Annotated in this window: 13 protein-coding genes and 1 pseudogene; 6 read left to right on the top strand and 8 right to left on the bottom strand. The window is 70.0% G+C overall.

Annotation, left to right across the window (positions count from 1 at the left end; genetic code table 11):
- The 3 genes from G9Q80_RS11385 to G9Q80_RS28430 all read right to left on the bottom strand — a co-directional run.
- The coding region (locus G9Q80_RS11385) for a hypothetical protein (RefSeq protein ID WP_168246465.1) at window positions 1–212 on the bottom strand (212 nt) is incomplete at its 3' end.
- Between the two features lie 181 nt (window positions 213–393).
- Window positions 394–1,878 carry a calcium-binding protein gene (locus G9Q80_RS28425; RefSeq protein WP_168246466.1) on the bottom strand — a complete coding sequence of 495 codons (1,485 nt, stop codon included), beginning with the start codon at window positions 1,876–1,878 and terminating at the stop codon, window positions 394–396.
- Window positions 1,879–2,092: 214 nt separating this feature from the next.
- Window positions 2,093–3,535, bottom strand: a complete 1,443-nt coding sequence (locus G9Q80_RS28430) for a calcium-binding protein (protein ID WP_168246467.1) — start codon at window positions 3,533–3,535, stop codon at window positions 2,093–2,095.
- Window positions 3,536–3,827: 292 nt separating this feature from the next.
- Between G9Q80_RS28430 and G9Q80_RS28435 the strand changes: the two are divergent.
- A pseudogene (locus G9Q80_RS28435) lies at window positions 3,828–4,004 on the top strand (hypothetical protein); the annotation flags it as partial.
- Here the strand turns inward: G9Q80_RS28435 and G9Q80_RS11405 are convergent.
- Complete coding sequence (locus G9Q80_RS11405) at window positions 4,001–5,176, bottom strand: hypothetical protein (protein WP_043147139.1); 1,176 nt, start codon at window positions 5,174–5,176, stop codon at window positions 4,001–4,003. The pseudogene G9Q80_RS28435 and the gene G9Q80_RS11405 sit on opposite strands and share 4 nt — an antisense overlap.
- 137 nt (window positions 5,177–5,313) lie before the next feature.
- Between G9Q80_RS11405 and G9Q80_RS11410 the strand changes: the two genes are divergently transcribed.
- The 3 genes from G9Q80_RS11410 (at window position 5,314) to G9Q80_RS11420 (ending at window position 9,273) form a co-directional block, all read left to right on the top strand.
- Window positions 5,314–6,816 (top strand): glycosyltransferase family 4 protein, encoded by a 1,503-nt coding sequence (locus G9Q80_RS11410; RefSeq protein ID WP_043147138.1) that lies wholly within the window; start codon window positions 5,314–5,316, stop codon window positions 6,814–6,816.
- A gap of 246 nt (window positions 6,817–7,062) precedes the next feature.
- Window positions 7,063–8,289 carry a glycosyltransferase gene (locus G9Q80_RS11415; protein WP_168246468.1) on the top strand — a complete coding sequence of 409 codons (1,227 nt, stop codon included), beginning with the start codon at window positions 7,063–7,065 and terminating at the stop codon, window positions 8,287–8,289.
- A 15-nt stretch (window positions 8,290–8,304) separates the two neighbouring features.
- Window positions 8,305–9,273, top strand: a complete 969-nt coding sequence (locus G9Q80_RS11420) for a sulfotransferase family 2 domain-containing protein (RefSeq protein ID WP_043147133.1) — start codon at window positions 8,305–8,307, stop codon at window positions 9,271–9,273.
- Window positions 9,274–9,350: 77 nt separating this feature from the next.
- Here the strand turns inward: G9Q80_RS11420 and G9Q80_RS11425 are convergent, their stop codons facing one another.
- On the bottom strand, window positions 9,351–10,034 hold the full coding sequence (locus G9Q80_RS11425; protein WP_168246469.1) for a M23 family metallopeptidase: 684 nt from the start codon (window positions 10,032–10,034) through the stop codon (window positions 9,351–9,353).
- A 59-nt stretch (window positions 10,035–10,093) separates the two neighbouring features.
- Window positions 10,094–11,983, bottom strand: a complete 1,890-nt coding sequence (locus G9Q80_RS11430) for a DUF4214 domain-containing protein (protein ID WP_168246470.1) — start codon at window positions 11,981–11,983, stop codon at window positions 10,094–10,096.
- 174 nt (window positions 11,984–12,157) lie between these two features.
- On the opposite strand from G9Q80_RS11430, the gene G9Q80_RS11435 reads away from it, so the two are divergent.
- Window positions 12,158–14,248, top strand: coding sequence for a calcium-binding protein (locus G9Q80_RS11435; protein ID WP_168246471.1), 2,091 nt, complete (start codon window positions 12,158–12,160; stop codon window positions 14,246–14,248).
- Between the two features lie 59 nt (window positions 14,249–14,307).
- Here G9Q80_RS11435 and G9Q80_RS11440 read toward each other — a convergent pair whose 3' ends face one another.
- Entirely contained in the window at window positions 14,308–17,166 is a 2,859-nt protein-coding gene (locus tag G9Q80_RS11440; protein WP_168246472.1) for a DUF4214 domain-containing protein, read from the bottom strand.
- A 170-nt stretch (window positions 17,167–17,336) separates the two neighbouring features.
- On the opposite strand from G9Q80_RS11440, the gene G9Q80_RS11445 reads away from it, so the two are divergent.
- A complete protein-coding gene (locus G9Q80_RS11445) occupies window positions 17,337–18,293 on the top strand; it encodes a glycosyltransferase (protein WP_168246473.1) in 957 nt (318 codons plus the stop codon).
- Window positions 18,294–18,361: 68 nt separating this feature from the next.
- Here G9Q80_RS11445 and G9Q80_RS11450 read toward each other — a convergent pair whose 3' ends face one another.
- Window positions 18,362–19,030, bottom strand: coding sequence for an ABC transporter ATP-binding protein (locus tag G9Q80_RS11450; RefSeq protein ID WP_043147270.1), 669 nt, complete (start codon window positions 19,028–19,030; stop codon window positions 18,362–18,364).
- Window positions 19,031–19,046: the final 16 nt, after the last annotated feature.

The raw sequence follows: 19,046 nt of genomic DNA on the forward strand, positions 1-19,046 counted from the left end.
CCCACCACCACCTCCAGCGCGGAGGCGTTGAGCGCGTTCACACCCACGGAGAATCCCAGGATCGAGCCCTGCACCAGCAGCGCGTTGGCGGCATTGGCGATGACCGGCGTGTTGAAGACCTGCAGGCTGCCGTCGGGGCCGATGATGCCGGCCTCGCTGGGGCCCAGCACCTGCTGCGTGGTCACCAATGTGTTGATGTTGAAAGATGCCATGGGGCCGTCTCCTCTCTGTCAAAATCTGCGCAAGGCGCGAAAACAAATCTCACCTCCGGAGGGACCGGGGGACAAAGAACCTGCCTCCATGCTTGGTCAAAATTGACGCAAGGTCAAAACATTCCCGGAACCGGCAGGGGGTGCCGCCACCCAGAGAAGAGCGGCGCCGGAAAGAAATATCCTATAGCGCGAAGTCCGCCGCCGTCAGCCCGATCACATCGGCCACCCGGATCTCGGCATCTGCCGTGCCGTCGCCGTTCACGTCGAACTGCACGATGGTCGATCCCGTGGCGGTTTCCACCAGCCGCAGCTCGGGGTTGCCGGAGGGGGCAAAGGGACTTGTGCCGCGGAACTCGAAGACGCCGGGGGACATGCTGACCACGTTGATCACATCCAGCCCCGGTTCGAAATCCAGCACCTGGTCGCGGGTGGCGCCGATCCCCGCCTGCGCCGTGGTGCGAAAGACGAAACTGTCGGCATCCGCGCCCCCGGTCAGAAAATCGAGTCCCAGCCCGCCGGACAGCTCGTCCTCTCCGGCGCGGCCGCGCAACACGTCATTGCCGTCGCCCCCCTCCAGCACGTCGTCCCCGGCCCCGCCGTCCATGGTGTCGTTGCCCGCGCCGCCCTCCAGCAGGTCGTTGCCATCCTGGCCCACCAGGATGTCATTGCCGAACCCGCCCAGCAATGTATCCGCCCCCGCGTTGCCGTTCATCGTGTCGTTGTTGTTGCCGCCGTCCATCTCGTCGTTGCCGTCGCCGCCGATCAGCGTGTCGAACCCGGCACCGCCCAGCAGCGTGTCGTCCCCGTCACGGCCCACCAGCAGGTCCTGGTCGTTCTCACCGTCGAGCAGGTCGTCGCCGCTGCCGCCCACCAGCGTGTCGTTGCCGTCGTAGCCGCGCACGCGCTCGGTCACGATGCCGTCGCGCACGCCTTCGTAGCGGTCGTCGCCGCTGCCAAGGAAGACGCGACCGGAAATCAGGCCCGCGTTGACGACGACATCGTCGTTGACGCCACCGGAGACACCGGCGTTGTTGCTGCCCGTCAGGATCAGGTCGCGGGTGCCGGTCCCGGCGATCACCCCGGCATTGTAGAGATGCCCGCCCTCGTCGGCGCCAAAGCTGAGGCCCTCGGTCTCGATCGTGCCGGTGTTGCGCACAAAGGCTGTCCGCGCGCCGGTCAGGCTGAGATAGGATCCCCTCAGGTAGCCGGCATTGTCGACATGGACCTCGTCGAAGTCATGTCCGGACCAGATGATCGAACTGTCCGTGACGGCGGTTCCCCGGTTGAGGAAATAGAGGTCGATCGGGCCGGTGGCCTCGGAGGTTTCGATCAGGTCGCCGTCGCCGGTGATGGTCCCGAGGTTGATGATCTCGTGGCGGCCCCCGGCGCCGCCGATGTTGATCGCCTCGCCGGCGTTGAAGGTCGACTGGCGCACCCCCGTCACCGTACCGTAGTTCACGATGCGCGAATGGTCGGAATTCACGTTCAGCGGCAGGTAGCCGTAGATGTCGCCGTGGTTGACGATGCCCGTCCGGCCGCTGCCCGAGGACAGCGTGACCGCGGTGCCGACGACGTAGATATCGACGAATTCCCGCACCACCAGATCGTCGCCGTTGGTGACGGTGACCATGGATGTCGAATTGACGGATTGAAAACTCAGGGCCATTGGAACCTCCAGGAAAAAGGGCCGGCCCACGGCGGGTCTCGCGCAGCGTCCGGCGCAAAATGATCGGGTTTGCACGGGAAACACGCGTCCGTTTCCGCTTGCGCGCAAACGGCCGAACTCGGGACCTGCCCCCATGCTACGCCCACAGGGCGTCTGTCCGGAAAATTATATGTGTCAGCTCGCGGCCCCGATCATGGCGGCGCCGGACCGGGTCTCAGAGCGCGAAATCCTCCGCCGTCAGCCCGGTGACACCGGCGACGCGGATCTCGGCGTCGGCCAGGCCGTCGCCATCGACGTCGAACTGCACGATGCTGGACCCGGTCGCCGTCTCGATCACCCGGACCTGGTTCGGCCCAGAAAAGGCATCGGTGCCGACAAAGGAAAACACCCCCGGCGACATGCTGACCACATTGATCAGGTCGCTGCCCTGCTCGAAGTCGAGGATCTGGTCGCGGGTGGCGCCGGTCCCCGCATGGGCGGTGGTGCGAAAGACAAAGGTATCCGCATCCGCCCCCCCGGTCAGGAAATCGAGGCCAAGGCCCCCCGCCAGCTCGTCTTCGCCGGCGCGCCCGCGCAGCACGTCGACACCGTCGCCGCCTTCCAGCGTGTCGTTGCCGTCGCCGCCGTCCAGCGTGTCGTTGCCGTCCCCGCCGTCCAGCCAGTCGGAGCCGTCCTGGCCCACCAGCACGTCTGCCTCCGACTGGCCCGACAGGCTGTCGTCGCCGCCGCCGCCGGTCATCGTGTCATTGCCCGCGCCGCCCAGCAGCTCGTCGCTGCCCAGCCCGGCCAGGATCAGGTCATCCGCCGCACCGCCATCCAGGACGTCGTCGCCGCCGCGCCCGACCAGCGTGTCACTGCCGCCGCCGCCCTCCAGCCTGTCGGCGCTTTCGCCGCCGACCAGCGTGTCGACACCGTCACCGCCCAGCACCCGCCCGGCCGTCACGCCGGGGCCCGCGTTCTCGAAGAAATCCGGCCCGCCGCCCAGGTCGATATCGCCCAGGATCGTGCCCGCGTTGACCACCGTATCCCCGGCGCCGTTGCCGGTGCGGATCAGCTCTCCGGTCCCGTCGCGGTCGGTGATCGTGCCGCGGTTGATCAGCACCGCCGGCCCGGCCGAGCGCATGTCGACATGGGTCACCAGGATCTCGCCCGAGTTGACCAGCCGGCTGGACCCGGTGCCGCTCATGGCCAGGCCCGCGCCTTCCATCAGCCCGGTGTTGGTGATCGAGATCCCCGCGATGGCGCCGTCGAACACCAGGTCCGCGTCCCGCGCCGTCAGGGTGCCCGCGTTGAACAGGGTGATGGTCTTGTCCCCGGCGCTGTCGATGTCGATCACCTCGCCGTCATTGGCCAGGATCGTGCCGTAGTTCAGGATCTCGACCGTGCCCGCGCCGCCGGAGAGATTGATCGCATCGCCGGTGAAACTGCTCAGCATGCCGAAATTGGCGATCCGCACGTTGTCGGCCAGCACCTCGACCCCGTTGTCGTCGGCCCAGACATAGCCGTAGACAAAGAGGCTGGTGATCAGCGGCCCCGCCATCAGTTCGAAGCCGTCGCCGTTGGCGGTGTAGATGTCGTTGTAGTCCCGCAGCACCACGTTGGCGCCATTGGCGACGAAAACGGTGGTGGAGGAGCTGGACTGATAGGTGGTGGTCATGGCTGGCATCCTCCGGGACAGCCCGCGGCCGCCTCTTCATCTTGGTTAACAATCTCGCCTCCCGGGCTTAACAAACCGTGAACATCGCCCGGGCGCGCCCCGGGACGGATCGGGAACAGGCCGCGCCCGGCGCGGCGCGGAAAAGCTTTCCCTTTCCTTTCAGAGAGTTCGACAAGTTTACCCAAACTGTCCGAATTCCCTCCGCCGCGCGGGCGGTGGCGGGTAGACCTGCGGCACGCCCCGCGGGGCCCGCGCCCGATTCTGCACCCGGTGCAGGCGGGGCGGCCGGGGGGGCGACGGGCTCTTTGGCGGCGAAGGGCCGGACTGGCTGCGCGGCGGGGCAGGGGACGACACCCTGTCGGGCGGCGCCGGCGACGACTGGATGGTGGGCAGCGGCGCCGACACGCTGGCGATCCGCAACAGCGGCCTGCTGCCGATCCTGCTGACCGACGCGGATTTCCTGCTCTAGACCCCGATCATCCGCCTGAGCGCCCCCCGGCGGCGCCAGCGCAGGTCCGCCTCCAGCAGCGGCTCCAGCAGCCCGGCGATCGCCCTGTCCCAGTCCTCGACCGGGGCCGAGGCGGCGGGTTTCGCGCGCGAAACATCGCCCGGCCCTGCACCGGCCCGGGCCGCGCCCAGGGCCAGCCCGTCATACAGCGCCGCCAGGTCCTCCGGCGCGTCCAGCCGCGTCGGCCCGGCCTTCATCCGCGCCCAGTAGGGATCGAGCGAGGTCCAGCCCGGCTCGGCCAGCAGCCGCTCCGCCACCTCCGCGGGCAGCGCCTCCATCATCCGGGCCATGTCCTCCTGCAGGCGCGGCCAGACGGTTTGCACGAAGCGCGGCAGGAAGGCCCAGAGTTTCTGCGAGGGCGCGAAATCGCACCAGCGCTGCACGACGAATTCCACCGCGCTGTCATGCGGGGTCGGGCGAAAGCGGCGGTTGCGCAGCAGGAACCCGGTCAGCGCCGGCGGCGGGGCGCGGTTCACCTGCCCCCCCGGGGTCAGCGGCAGGCCATAGCGCGCGGCAAAGCCCGCCACCACGTCGCCCCGGGCGCTGTCCACCGCCAGCCGCACCCCCGGCTGCGCCGCCCAGGCCGCCACATGCGGCCCGACGTCGTAGCGCGCCCGCTCCAGCCAGCGTTCCACCTGGCGGTTGTGAAAGAAGCCGGTGTGCCAGATCCCCCATTGCCAGTAGGCGGCGTTCAGCCAGTCCAGCGGCGGGCGCACGAAAACCACCGCGTCCAGCAGGTCGATCCCCGCGGCGCGGGCCAGCTCCGGGGCGCGCACCGCATGGGCGATCCAGCCCTCGCTGGACAGGATCGGCACATGGCCGCGGGCATTCTCGGCGGCGATGGCCGCGCCCACCGCCGCCCAGTAGGCGCCCGGATCGTCCTGCCGCGCGACATTGGGCCAGCAGGCATAGCCATGCACCGCGTGGCGCATCATCACCGAAAGCCGCCGCCCCGAGACCGGCCCCAGCCCCGCCTCGCCCTGCCGCCCGGCCAGGTAGAGATGCCGCCTGCCCTCGGCCCCGCGCAGGACCGGCGTGGCGCTCAGCGCCCGCTGCAGCGCCGAGCTGCCGCATTTCGGTGCCCCGATGTGCAGGATCGCCCGCACCGGGGCCGCGCCGGGCTCCGTCCCCATCCCATGTCCTCGTCCAGGCCTCTGACCGCGCTGCTTCTGCCACGGAATGCGGCGCTCCGCCACTCTCCGCCGCCTGCCCTTGGCAGGCTGCGCCGCTTGCTATAGCCACGCGCCAAATTCCCCGCACCGGGCCGCCCATGATCCTTGTCGATATCACCACCAGCTACAATTTCCGCCACTGGAAGGCGATGGGGCTTCTGAGGGTCGAACAGGAGGTGATCCGCGCCTTCCGCAGCGCCTATGGCGAGGCGGTCACCTTTGGCATCTACCATCCCGTCCTGGGCGGCTACTACCGGGTCCCGCCCGGGGAAATCGACGCGCTGCTCTCGGCACGGGCCTGGAAAGTGCCGGCACGGGACCGGGTGGCGATGTCGCCCTCGCGCTGGCGGCGCCACCTGCGGCGGCTGCGGCTGGCGCGCGACATCCGCCGCGCGATCCGGAGCTTTCCCGGCAGCGATCCCGCCACCGAGATCCGCCGCGACGCGGCCATCGCCGGCGCGCTCTCCTGCGTCAGCCTCGAGGAATATTCCAGCCTGCGCCGCTGGCTGGGCCGGGCCGAGCGGCTGGCACCGAAACTGGGCCCCTGGATGTCGCGCACCGACATGGTCAACCACCAGCTGCACCACGGCCAGCTCGACGCGCAGGCCGAGGCCCGCTTTGCCCCGGACAACGCCATCGCCCCGGAAGAGGTGACACAGTACCTCTCGGTCGGCGGTTTCTGGTCGGACAACCGCTATGAATACGCCTACCATGCCCGCAAGGCGCATGGCTGGACGGTGCATTACCTGATCTACGACCTGATCCCGGTGCTCTGGCGGCACCTGACCGAACCCACCACCAAGGAAACCTTTCCGCTGGCGCTGCACTGGGTGCTCTGGGGGGTCGACCAGGTCTGGACCATCTCCGACACCACCCGGCAGGACCTGCTGGCCCATATCGACGACCACGGCTACCCGCCGCTGCCCGACCGCTGGGTGACGCCGGTGCTGCTGGGGGCCGACAGCGCCTCGGACGAGGCCACGCCAGAGGTCACCCGGGGCACGCTGGCGCGGCACGATCTCGACGCAGGCGGCTTTGTGCTGATGGTGGGCACGCTGGAACCGCGCAAGAACCACGAGTTCGCCTACCGGCTCTGGCGCGAGCTGCACAAGCGCCACCCGGGCGCGGTGTTGCCGCTGGTCTTCGTCGGCCAGCCCGGCTGGAACATGGAAGGTTTCACCGAGATGCTGGCCGAGGACGTGGGCCTGCCGCACCGGGCGATCCGCATCCTGACCGATGTCGACGACGAGGCGCTTGGCGTGCTCTACGAGACCTGCCGCTTCACGCTCTACCCCTCGCATTACGAGGGCTGGGGCCTGCCGGTGGTCGAAAGCCTCAACCACGGCAAACCCTGCCTGACCTCGGACGCGCCCTCGATCGTCGAGGCGGCACAGGGGGCGGCGGACACGCTGCCGCTGATGGACGGCGAGGCCTGGATGGCGCGCGCCCTTGCGCTGATGACCGACGCCGACACCTATGCCGGGGCCCTGGCCCGGGCCGAGGCCTTCGGCGGCTACAGCTGGGAAGAGTTCCGCGCCAACCTGCTGGCCGATTTCGAGGCCTTTCTGCAGGACGGCGCGGTCGAAAGCCGCGCCGGCTGACCCGGACCGCACCGTCGCCAGAGGGCCAGCCCCCCGGACCGCACCACCACCGGGGGGCCAGCCCCCCGGACCCCCCGGGGTATTTTTACCAAGAAGAAACACGAAGGCGTGACGCCCCTGGCTGCTTCCTTGCAGACATCCCCCGGGAGGCGCCGAAGGCGGGTGGCATGACGCCCCCCTCTGTCGTGCAAGACGTCCCCATGCGCGGCGGATCTCCGACCGGGGCGGCGTGGCACAGTTGGCACATTGCATTCCGGTCCCGAACGGGGCGATACACCGCCCGAACCGCGCATTCCGGCCAACGAGAGCTCTGCCCCCGTGAAGATCGTCACGCTTTCGACCTATCCCGTCAGTTCTCCGTTCCACGGCGGCCAGCGCCGGCTGGAGGCGGTGACCCGCGTGCTGCGCGGGGCCGGCCACGAGGTCCGGGCCATGCCCTTCTTCTTTGGGCCGCATTACCCGCAGCATGACGCCGAGGAGGCGCTGACCGCGCTGCCGGTGGAGCTGCATGCCGACCTGGCGCGGGCAGGGCTGCGCGAGGACCTGCACATGCATTCTCTGCTGCGCCCCGGCCTGCCCGCCTTCGAAGCGGCGCGCCACCGGCTGGCAGAGATCCGCCCCGACGTGCTGCATTTCGAACAGCCCTGGCTGATGCCGCTGCTCGACGCCCTGACCGAGGGGCTGCCACGGCGTCCCGCCGTCGTCTACGGGTCGCAGAACATCGAGAGCGTGCTGGCGCCCGAGCGCTACCGCGCCGAGACCGAGACGCTGGAACGGCAGGCGGTGGAACGCGCCGACCTGGTGCTGGCGGTCAGCGCCGCGGATGCCGCGGTGCTGGAGGGCTGGCGCGCGCCGGGCCGGGAGACACCCGTCATCGTGGCGCCCAACGGCTGCTGGCCGCCGGTGCTGGACAGATCCGTGCCGCGTCCCATCGCCGAGGACTACCTGATGCTGGCCGGCAGCGGCCATGCGCCCAATGCCGAGGGCTACTGGGACGTGATCGGCCGCATCCCCGGCTGCATCCCGCCCGACGCCCGCCTGGCCGTGGTGGGCGGGGTCGGCGATCTCTTGCAGGCCGATGCCCGCCACCGTCATTTCCGCCGTCTCAACGACCACCTGGTGCGCATCACCGGCCGGGTCGAGGAGGACGAGCTGCAGGCGCTGCTGGCCCATGCCAGGGGCATCTGCCTGCCGATCAATTCCGGCGGCGGCACCAACCTCAAGACCGCCGAGGCGCTGTTGACGCTGAAGCCGGTGATCGCCATGCGCACCGCCTTTCGCGGCTTCGAAGAGGCCATGAGCCTGGGCGGCGTCCATGTCGCCGCGACCGAGACCGAGTTCCGCGCCCATGTGCGCGCGCTTTTTGCCGGCACGCTGACCGGCAGCCGCGCGCCCGGGGACGTGGCGCGCTACACATGGGAGGCGGTGCTGGACGCGCTGCCCCCGGCCTATGCCCGCCTCGGCGCGGCCTGACCCAGGAGACCCCGCATGGATCGCACCGACCCGGACCCCAAGGCCCCCGTCGACGCCGCACTGATCGAGGCCACCTACCGGTTCTACCTCGGCCGCAGCGCCCACCCCGAGACCGCCCAGTCGCTGATCGAGCGCCAGCTGCCGCTGCGGCGGCTGGAAAACAACATGCTGAACTCGCGCGAGTACTGGAAGAAGGGCCCGGTGCTGGCGACCCATCGGCGCGGGCCCTGGGACGGGTCGATCCTGGTGGTGGAACCGGCGCGGATCCTGTTCTGCCCGATCGCCAAGGTGGCCAATACCTCGGTCAAGGACTGGGCGCTGCGGCTTTCGGGGCATGCGGTCGACAAGCCGGTGCACACGCTGCTGGACAGCGGCAAGGTGCGGCTGCAGGCGCGCTACCGCTCCGAGCGGGAGTTCGACGCCATCATGCGCGACCCGGACTGGGCGCGGGTGGCGATCCTGCGCGATCCGGTCGACCGGCTGATCAGCTGCTACTGGGACAAGTTCGTGCGCAACCGCCGGGTGGCCTCGGTGCTGCATCACACCACGCCGGTCTACCGCTTCCTGCTGGGCTGCGAGGAGATCACCGAGGCGCAGGTCGAGGAGGGGATCACCTTCCGCCAGTTCTGCCATTACATCAACCTCGCCCCGCGCGAGCAGATGGACCCGCACTGGGCGCCGCAGTCGCGCTACCTGGAAACCTGCCGCTGGGACCACCTGTTCCGGATCGAGGACATCGACGCCTTTGAACGCTTCGTGCTGGACCGTTGCCCGAAGGCGCTGCGCCGCGAACGGCTGGGCATGCAGAACGTCGCGCCCCGCCACGAGGGCACGGTGGACGAGGCACTGGCGGATGTGCCCCCCGCGAAACTGGACAGGTTCCGGAACCTGCCCAACGCGGTCCTGCTGACGCCCGACATCGAGGATTTCATCCGCGACTACTTTGCCCTGGATTACGTTCTGCTGGACCGCTGCGCGCGCTGACGGAGGGCCGCGCGGGGGGGGCATGAGAGGGTGGCAGGAATGCCTGCCGATAATCTATGTTATGTAATATACAGACCTCAGCAGGGGACCGGGGCCACGATCCGGCCCGGCGGCAGGGGTTTCGATCCGTCGTGGCATGACAGGCGCCCCGGCCCGTCGCGCCAGAAGAAATTCGGGTCCAGGTGGCAGGTTGCCCAGTCGTTGCAGCGCCGCAGGGCGAAATGCACATGCGGGCTCTTGCCGATGCTGGGCCGGTTGGCCCTCTGAACATGGCCGACAACCTGCCCGGCCGTCACCGCCTGTCCCGGGCGGAGGCCCTGCAGCGGCACGATATGCACCATCTCGACAAAGATCTGCTGCGGCGCCAGGCCGGGGCGCGGCCGTACCGAGGCCCCCGAGGTGATCGCCACGACACCGCCGTAGACCGCGTTGTCCTGTTCGACGAACCGCACCCGCCCGTCGAGCGGGGCGATCACCGGCGACCCGGCGCGCTTGCAGAAATCCATGCCCTCGTGGCTGGTGATGGTCCGGTCCGGCTCGATGACCCGATAGGGCGCGCCATCCCGGAACCGCGTCTTGCCGTAATCCAGGCAGAGGCCGGCCTTGCGCCGGGGCCCGCGTTTCGCCCCCAGCACCAGCGGCTTGCCCGCCTGGTCCAGCAGGGGCTGCCCCTGCGCCAGGGCCGGAGGGGACAAGGACAGGCAGAGCGCAAGGACCCCCGGCAGGCAGGCTGACAGCAGTGCGGCGGATCTGTACGGCATGGGTCCCTCCCTTTCCGACCATCCTTGCAAACCCGCGCAGGGATGCAAGGCCCGCGATCTCACACCAGCACCATCCCCGCGTCCACCTCTGCCCCCAAAAACACCACCCGCAGGCCCGCGTCCTCGAAGACGGCGTCGCTCTCCACCGTGGTCACATGCGTCATGGCCTCGGCCACGTCGGCATAGCCGAAACCCGTGAGGTCGATCACGTCCCAGGGTTCGAGGTCGCTCACCGTCTTCGCCCCCGGCCCCGCCGGGTCAAAGACGAATGTGTCCGCCCACATGCCCCCCGACAGCATGTCGTCGCCCGCGCCGGGGCGCAGCACGTCGTCCGGGCCGAACCCCGCCATGTAGGCGGCCAGGTCCGGGGCCGTGCCGGCCACGAACTCGGGGGAATTCACGAAACGCTCCACCAGCGTCTCGCGGCTCATGCCGCCTGCCAGCTGCGACGACCAGGCCGCGAAACCGCCCGGGTCCGGGGCGCGGTCCAGCACGTTGCGGTAAAGCAGGGTGATGAACTCTGCGTCCGTGGTGGCGCCATAGGTCGACTGGAACTCGGGCGAGGCCATGAACTGCGCCACCACCGCCGGGTAGGGCTGGCCGCCCGCCAGCGCCGCGACCCAGCCGGTCAGCCCGCCCGCGTCCGGCTCGCGGTCGAAGATGCCGCGATACAGCCTGTAGACATCGTCCACCTGGTCGGTCGGGTCGCGGGCGATGTCAAAGGCCTCCTGCGCGGCGGCGCTGCGGAGCTGGTGTTCGGGGCTTTCGGCGAACAGCAGCACCAGGCGTTCGCGGCTCATGCCGCCGTCGAGACTGGCCAGCCAGGAGGCCAGCCCGGCCTCATCCGGGGCGCGCGTCAGCACGTTGGTGTAGAGCAGGGTGACGAACTCTGCATCCGTGGTGTTGCCATAGGTGGCCTGGAACTCGGGCGAGGCCATGAAGCCGGTCACCACCTCCTCGGGCGTGCGGGCCCCCGTGGCCAGCCGCGCGACCCAGGCCTGGTGGCCGTTCACATCCGGTTCGCGCCCGAAGACCGCGGCATAAAGCCGGTAGACCTGGGCCGAGACATCGGTGCCGTAAAGCCCGCGCCCCTCACCCAGGATCACGTCGTCGCCGCCCAGCCCCGACAGCGTCACCGCGCCCTCGGCGCCCTGCAGCAGGTCATTGCCCGGGGTGCCGCCCCCTGCCCCGCCGTAAAGCGCGCCCAGGGCCACCTCGCCATCGGCAAAGCGCACCCGCTCGACGCCCGACAGGGTCAGCACCATGCCCGGCGCGCTCAGCACCGGCGCCGCGGCCGTGCCGCCCACCGTCACCGCGCCGCGCGCCTGGTCCACCAGCACCGTGTCGGTGCCCGCGCCGCCCTCCAGCGTGTCGTTTCCGCCGCCGCCGCTCAACGTGTCGTCGCCGGCGCCGCCCGCGATGTGATCGTCCCCACCCTGCCCCGCCAGCATCTCATTGCCGCTGCCCCCCGACAGGTCGAGATCCACGAAACCGCCGGTGGCGGCGAAATTCTGCGTCACCAGCACGCTGGGCCAGGTGCCCGAGCCCTCGTAGGTCAGCGGCCCCAGGGCGATGCCGATGCCGACCACCACCAGGTCGGGGTCCATCAGGTTGGCGTAATGGCCGGGGCTGTTCATCAGGTTGGCGTGCAGCTGCGCCACCTCGTCGTAATAGCTGTCCGAGCCGGAGACCGAGACCGCGGCGATGTTCTCGGCGCTGCGCCAGCTGCCGGACAGATCCATGCCCGCGGCCAGCATCCGCTGGGTGGCACTGCTGCCCCCGGCCCCGGTGTGGCTGAAGACATCCGCCGCCACCATCCAGTCGCTGTGCGCCTGGGCCGAGGTATTGAGGTTCAGCTCCAGCACCAGCGGCGCCAGGCCAAGCGCCGCGCGGTCGGCGTTGATCAGATCCAGCATGTAGCGTTCGAGATCGCTGGCGACGGTTGTCATGTGCTGCCCCCTGGCTGTTTCGCGCGCGAAACATGGCGTCCCGATCGCGGCATCCCCGGGGCGGAATTGCGCAGGGCGCGCGGGAATTCAACCGCATTTGACCCATCCGCCCTGTCGAGGACCGGCCCGGGCTGCTAGCGTCGCCAGAACAGGCAGACCGCAGGGGAACGGGACATGACACTGACCGCCGTCAATCAGAATTCGACCCTTCTGGCGCACCTGGCCTCGGTCGAAGTCAAGGATTCCGGCGTGCATATCGGCGGCGGGATCTACCTGTCCGACAACCATGACCCCCACCCCGGCGGCACCTACACGGCGGTGCCACGGCAAGGCCTCGCCGACCCGGCCGAGGCCCATACGACCACGGAGATCGACTTTACCCTGCCCGCGGGGGAAGACCCCTGGACCGACTACCGCGACCCCAACCCCGACGGCATCGATTTCATCAAGGTCGGGTTCGACGCCAGCCTGCATGTCGGCGCGCGCCTGTCCGGCGGGGATTTCTACGACGGTCCGGCGGTGCCGCTGCTGATCGCGGCGGACCCCGATGACCTCTCGGGCCCCGTGACCGTCACCGGCTATCCCGACGACCCCGCCTATGGCGGCGCCCTCTACCAGACCTCGGGCGCGCTCCTGGGCTATGCCACCCAGACCGTCAACGGCGACACCGGCGGCTATTTCACCATCGACACGCCCGACGTGGTCGGCGGCATGAGCGGCGGCGGCAATTTCCTCGACTACGACGCCGATGGCGACGGCACCGCCGAGACCTACCTGATCGGCCTGACCTCGCGCGGGGTCAGGGTGACGACCCCGGGGCCCTCCTTCGGCGACATCCGCCTGCAGTCGACCGCCCTGATGACCTTCTACGACGACCTGGCCGCCCACCTGCAGGCGCTGACCGGCCCCGCGGCCCGCGACGCGGAGGATTTCCCGCGCATGGTGCTGCTCTCGGGACAGACGCCGGGCTCTGCCTTCACCACCCTGCAGGGGGAATTCTTTCACGAGGATCTCTACGGCGGGCCGAACGACGACAGCCTCATGGGCGCGGGCGGCAACGACATGCTGCTGGGCCGGGACGGGGACGACAGCCTGCAGGGCGGAACCGGCGACGACACGCTCGACGGCGGCGATGGCAGCGACAGCCTGACCGGCGGGATCGGCGACGACGTGCTGATCGGCGGCCCCGGCGCGGAAACCCTGGACGGGTCCCCGGGGGGACGCGACACGATCTCTTATGCGCAGGCCACGGGCAACATGATCCTCCGGCTCTGGAACAACACGGTGTCGGGCGATCCGCTGGCCCAGGGCGATACCATCCTGAACTTCGAGAATGCCGAAACCGGCGCGGGCGACGACCAGGTCTTTGGCAATTTCATGGACAATACGCTGGCCGGCAACGGCGGCGCCGACACGATCTACGGCTACGGCGGGGCGGATCTCCTGCTGGGCGGGGCGGGACGCGACCGTCTCAGTGGCGACCAGGGCGACGACAGCCTATTGGGTGGCGAGGGGGATGACTGGCTGCTCGGGGGCGGCGGCAACGACACGCTTTACGGCGGCACGGGCAGCGACAGCCTGATCGGCGGGTTCGGCGACGACCGTCTGATCGGCGGCCCCGGCGCGGAAAGCCTGGACGGATCCCCGGTCGACAGCGACACGATCGACTATGCGCAGGCCACAAGCAGCGTGACCCTCCGGCTCTGGAACAACACGGTGTCAGGCGATCCGCTGGCCCAGGGCGATAGGATCCGGAATTTCGAGAATGCCGAAACCGGCGCGGGCGACGACCTGATCGCCGGCAATCACCGGGACAACAGGCTGACCGGCAACGGCGGCAACGACACGCTCTTCGGCTACGACGGGGCGGATGTCCTGCAAGGCGGGGCCGGCAGCGACGTGCTGCGGGGCGGCGAGGGCATGGACCATCTGTCGGGCGGCGCAGACCGGGATTTCCTGACCGGCGGGGCGGATGCGGATGTCTTCGTCTTTGCCTCGGCCGCGGATGCGGGTCTTGGCGCCGCGCGGGACCAGATCATGGATTTCCAGCCCGGGCTGGACCTGGTCGATGTCTCGGCCCTGGCCGGTTTCGGGTTCCGGGGCACGGCGGGGTTCACCGCCAGCGGCCCCGCCGAGCTGCGGCTGATGGAAACGCCCTCGGGGTCGACCATCGTGCAGATGGACCTGGACGGCGACGGCACGCCGGATGCCGAGATCCGGCTGGCGGATGTCACCGGCCTGGCGGCGGCGGATTTCGGGCTCTGACCGCGCCCGGGACTGTTTCGCGCGCGAAACAGTCCCGTTCAGGCCAGTTTGGGCCCGCCTCAGGCCAGCTCGATCATGCCCGCGTCGATCTGCGCCAGGTCGGTGTCGAGGAAGACCAGGGTTTCGCCCGCCGCCTCCAGCACCACGTCGTCGCCCTGCTGGGTCATCGCCGCCAGCAGCTGCTCCGCCGCCATGCCGAAGCCCTCGAAGACCAGCACGTCCCAGGGCTCCAGGTCGGTCACGGTGACGGGGCCATCCGCGCCATCGGCGGCAAAGACGAAGCGGTCGGCATAAAGCCCGCCCGACAGCAGGTCCGCCCCGCCATCGGCGCGCAGCACGTCGTCCTCTCCGCGCGCCGCCATCCAGGCCGCCAGCGCCGGGGTGGTCGTGGCCACGAATTCCGGCGAGGCCAGAAAGAACATCACCAGCTTGACCCGGCTCATGCCGTCTTCCAGCCGCGCCACCCAGCCCGCCAGCCCCTCCGGGTCGGGCATGCGCTTGAGCACGTTTTCATAAAGCAGGGTGACAAAGGCGGTGTCGTCGGTGGCCGCGCCATAGGTCTCGGTGAACTCGGGCGCGCCCATGAAGCCGCTCACCACCTGCTCGAAGCTGCGCGTGCCCGCCGCCAGCGCGCCGGTCCATCCCTCGAAGCCGCCCGGATCCGGGTCGCGGTCGAAGATCGCGTGGTAGAGCCGGAACATGTCATCGGCCCAGGAGGTCACGTCACGCGCCGTGTCATAGGCGGCCTGCGCGGTGGCGGTGGCGGCCTGGTGCTCGGGGCTTTCGGCGAACAGCAGCACCACCCGCGCCCGGGTCATGCCGCCTTCCAGCGCCGCCAGCCAGGAGGCCAGCCCGCTGGCGTCGGGGGCGCGGTGCAGCACGTTGGCATAAAGCAGGGTCAGAAAGGCCTCGTCCGTTGTCTCGCCATAGGTCGCGGCGAATTCCGGCGCGGCGATGAAGGCCCCGGCCACCCCGTCCAGCCCCATCTGGCCCAGGGTCAGCCGCTGCACCCAGACCTGGTGCCCGCCGACATCCGGCTGCCGCCCGAAGACCGCCAGGTACAGCCGGTAGACCTGGGCCGAGATCTCGGTGTGATAGAGCCCCGCGCCGCCGCCCTGCAACACGTCACCGCCCGGCCCGCCGGAAAGGTCATCCGCCCCCCCTGCCCCGGTCACCAGGTCGCGCCCGCGCCCCGCGCGCAGCACATTGGCCCCTGCCCCGCCGGTCAGCACGTCGTCGCCATCGCCCGAGACCGCGTTTTCGATCCCGCCGGTGATCCCGGCCCAGGGCCTGCCCGCCACCGCGAGCGTCGCGGTTTCGTCCAGGTCGATCGTGACCGGATCGGCCAGGGCAGCGGCATTGATCCAGTCGCTGCCGCCATTGCCGTCATGGGCCTGCGCCCGGTCCGGATCGGCGGCCAGCAGCGCCGGGAAATCATCGGTGAAGGTCCAGATGTCATCGGCGCCTTCGGGACGGCCGAGGAATTCCAGCGCGATCCCCTTCAGCGTGCCCAGGTTACCGCCCGCCCCGTCGCTGACCCGCACCGTCCAGGTGCCCTCGCTGGACAGGCCGCGCAGGGCGGCGACGCCGAAGGTCCAGTCGCCCGAAAGCGCGCTGCTGCCGCCATCGCCATCGGCCAGCACCACCTCGCTGCCATCGGGCGCCACCAGCACCAGCGTCAGGTCCGAGGCATAGGAATGGGTGATCTCGACGGTGACGTAGACATGTTCGATCACCATGCCCTCGTCGACGGTGATGCTCAGCCGGGCATCGGCGAAATCGAAGATCGGGCGCGACTGCTCCTGCGAGAAACGGGCGCGCACCAGGCTGGTTTCCGTCGCCGCCACGCCACCGCGCATCTCCAGCCAGTGTTCGGCCATGCGCACGGCGGCAAAGGCATCGACCAGGCCAAAGCCGTAACTGGGGCTGAAGCTGAGACCACCGCCGTTCCAGCTGCCGCCATAGGCGCGCCACTCCCCCGCCTCCCAGCCCTCGGCCGGGCCGCCATAGGCGGATCCGGTCTGGGACGCGCTCTGCGCCAGGATCTCCTGCACGTCGCGGTAGCCCAGCCCCGGCTCGGTCTCCAGCATCAGCGCCACCACGCCCGCGACCACCGGCGTCGCCGCCGAGGTGCCGCCGAAACTGCTGGTCCAGGCGCCCGGGTCATAGCCCGCGCTGCCGGTGACATCGGTGGTCAGGCTGGCGGCCGGCCCCGAGATCAGCAGGTTGGCGCCGAAGTTCGAGTAATCCATCACCATCCCGTCACGGCCGACCGCCCCCACCACGATCACCGTGTGCAGCACGTTGTGCCCCTCGCCCTGGGCATTGCCCAGGATGCCGTAACCGGCCAGCACCGGGTCGTTGGCCTCGTTGCCCGCCGCCTTGACGAAGACCGTGCCCAGACCGCCGCGGCCCTCGGTCACGGCGCGGGCCATGCCGCGCGCCTCCTGCCAGGCATAGCTGCCGGGATCGCCCACGTCCCAGTCATCCGAGAACTCGGGCGTGACGCCGTAGCTCTGGTTGACCACGTCGAAGACCCGCCCCCAGGCCAGGGCATCCTCGATCACCGCGTCGCTCCGGGTCTGGATGTCGTTGAGATAATCCACCGAGGTCAGCCGCGCGCCCCAGGCCAGGCCGATCACGCCGACCCCGTTTCGCGCCGCGCCCACCAGCCCCGCCACCGAGGTGCCGTGGCCGTCCGCGCCGCTGTTGTGGCGACCGTCATCGCTGCCCAGGCCGGCATAGTGCAGGCTGGCGTCGTAATTGGCCGCAAGGTCCACATGGGCCTGGTCCATGCCGTCGTCGTAGATGGCGACATGGATGCCGGCGCCGCTGACCTCCTGCCAGACCGTCTCGATGTCGCCGATGAGGTCGAAATGCCATTGCTGCGCGTAGCGCGGATCGGTGATGGTGACCATGTGCCCTGACAACCACTTGAAAAACCCGGGCGCGCGCCCCCCCCGGCGGCCCCTGTCAAAGTAGTGATCCAGAACCGGCCTCGCGGTCAACGGGACCCGCGGGCGCAGCCCCGCTTTGCGCACCGCCCCGCCGCCCGCTAGAAGGGCGCGCACCAGCTGCGAGTCCCGTGATGCCCCCTGCCCCGCCCCCCGATCCGTCTGCCGGTCCTGCCCCCGGTCTCCCCCCGGTCACCATCCTGCTGGCCAGCTACCAGGGCGCGGCGCACCTGGGCGCGCAGCTGGAGAGCCTCCGGGCGCAGGATCACCCCGGCTGGGCGCTCTGGGTCTCGGACGACGGATCGACCGATGGCACGCGGGAAATCGTCGAGCGGTTCCGACGCGAAACCCCCGGCCACGAGATCCGCCTGGTCGAGGGGCCGCGCCGGGGGGCGGCGGCGAATTTCCTGTCGCTGATCTGCCACCCCGAGCTGCCCGCCACCCATGTGGCGATCGCCGACCAGGACGATGTCTGGTATCCGCACAAGCTGTCCCATGCGCTGATGGCCCTGTCCCGCCATGACGGCCCGGCGGTCTACAGCGCCCAGAGCCGCCACGTCGACGGCGCGGGCCGGGGGCTGGGGCTCAGCCGGGTGCATTCCGGCGCGCCCTCCTTCGGCAACGCGCTGGTGCAGAACCGGGTGGCGGGCCATTGCGCGGTGCTGACCCCGCAGGCGCTGGCACTGGTGCGCGCGGCGGGCGTGGTCGACGTGCCCTTTCACGACTGGTGGCTCTACCTGCTGATCTCGGGCGCTGGCGGCACGGTCACGGTCTCTCCGGAAGTGGTGCTGGACTACCGCCAGCATGGCGAGAACGTGCTGGGCGCCCATCGCGGGCTGCTGGCGGGGCTGGCGCGCGCCGCGATGGTGCTGGGGCCGACCTATGCCCGCTGGCAGGCCGCGAACCGCGCCGCGCTGAGCCGCGCCCGCCCGCTGCTGACGGCAGAGGCCCGCGCCCTGCTCGACGCGCTCGACACCGCCCCGCCCCGGGGAATCGGGCGCGCCCGGCTGCACGCCCGGCTGGGCCTGACCCGGGACCGCCCCGGCGCCACCAGCTTTCTGCGGCTGGCCGCGCTGCTGGGACGGGTGTAGGGGGGCGCCGTGCACCGGCGCCTTTTGGGGCCGAATGCCACTGCGGTGTTTCGCGCGCGAAACGGGCCCTAGATGGCGGCGGCGCGTTCCATGTTGTCCTCGTGGTGCGCGATGGCCTCTTCGAGATCCTCGTAGTAGTAGGCCTGCCCCTCGTCCAGCACGAGACCGGCATCGCACAGGAGCCGGATCTGCGGCATGGAATGGCTGCAGACCACCGCCCCGGCCTTGCGCAGCCGCGCCTTGAACAGCCGGTCCGAGCGTTCGCGGAAGGCCGCGTCGCCCACCGCCGTGATCTCGTCCACGAGGTAGGTGTCGAAGGAGATCCCCATCGAGACGCCGAAGGCCAGCCGCGAGCGCATCCCCGAGGAATAGCTGCGCAGGGGCAGACGGAAATGCATCCCCAGCCCGGCGAATTCCTCGACGAACTGCGCCAGCTCGTCGGTGTCCACGCCGTAGATGCGGGCGATGAAACGGCAGTTCTGCTGCCCGGTCAGGTCCGGGTGGAACGAGCCGGCAAAGCCCACCGGCCAGGACACCAGCCCGGTGGTCTCGATCCGGCCCTCGGTGGGGTCCGTCGCCCCCGAGATCATCCGCAGGAGCGTCGATTTCCCCGCCCCGTTGCGCCCCAGCAGCCCCACCGACCGCCCCGAGGGGATGACCAGGTTCATGTTCTCGACCACCGTCTTTTCACGGCCCTCGGTGACATAGCGCTTGGAGACATTGTCGAAGCGGATCATCTTACCTTGCCCGCGC

Origin of the sequence: Mameliella sp. LZ-28, from assembly GCF_012274245.1 — a bacterium.
Classification (GTDB): Bacteria; Pseudomonadota; Alphaproteobacteria; order Rhodobacterales; family Rhodobacteraceae; genus Antarctobacter; species Antarctobacter albus.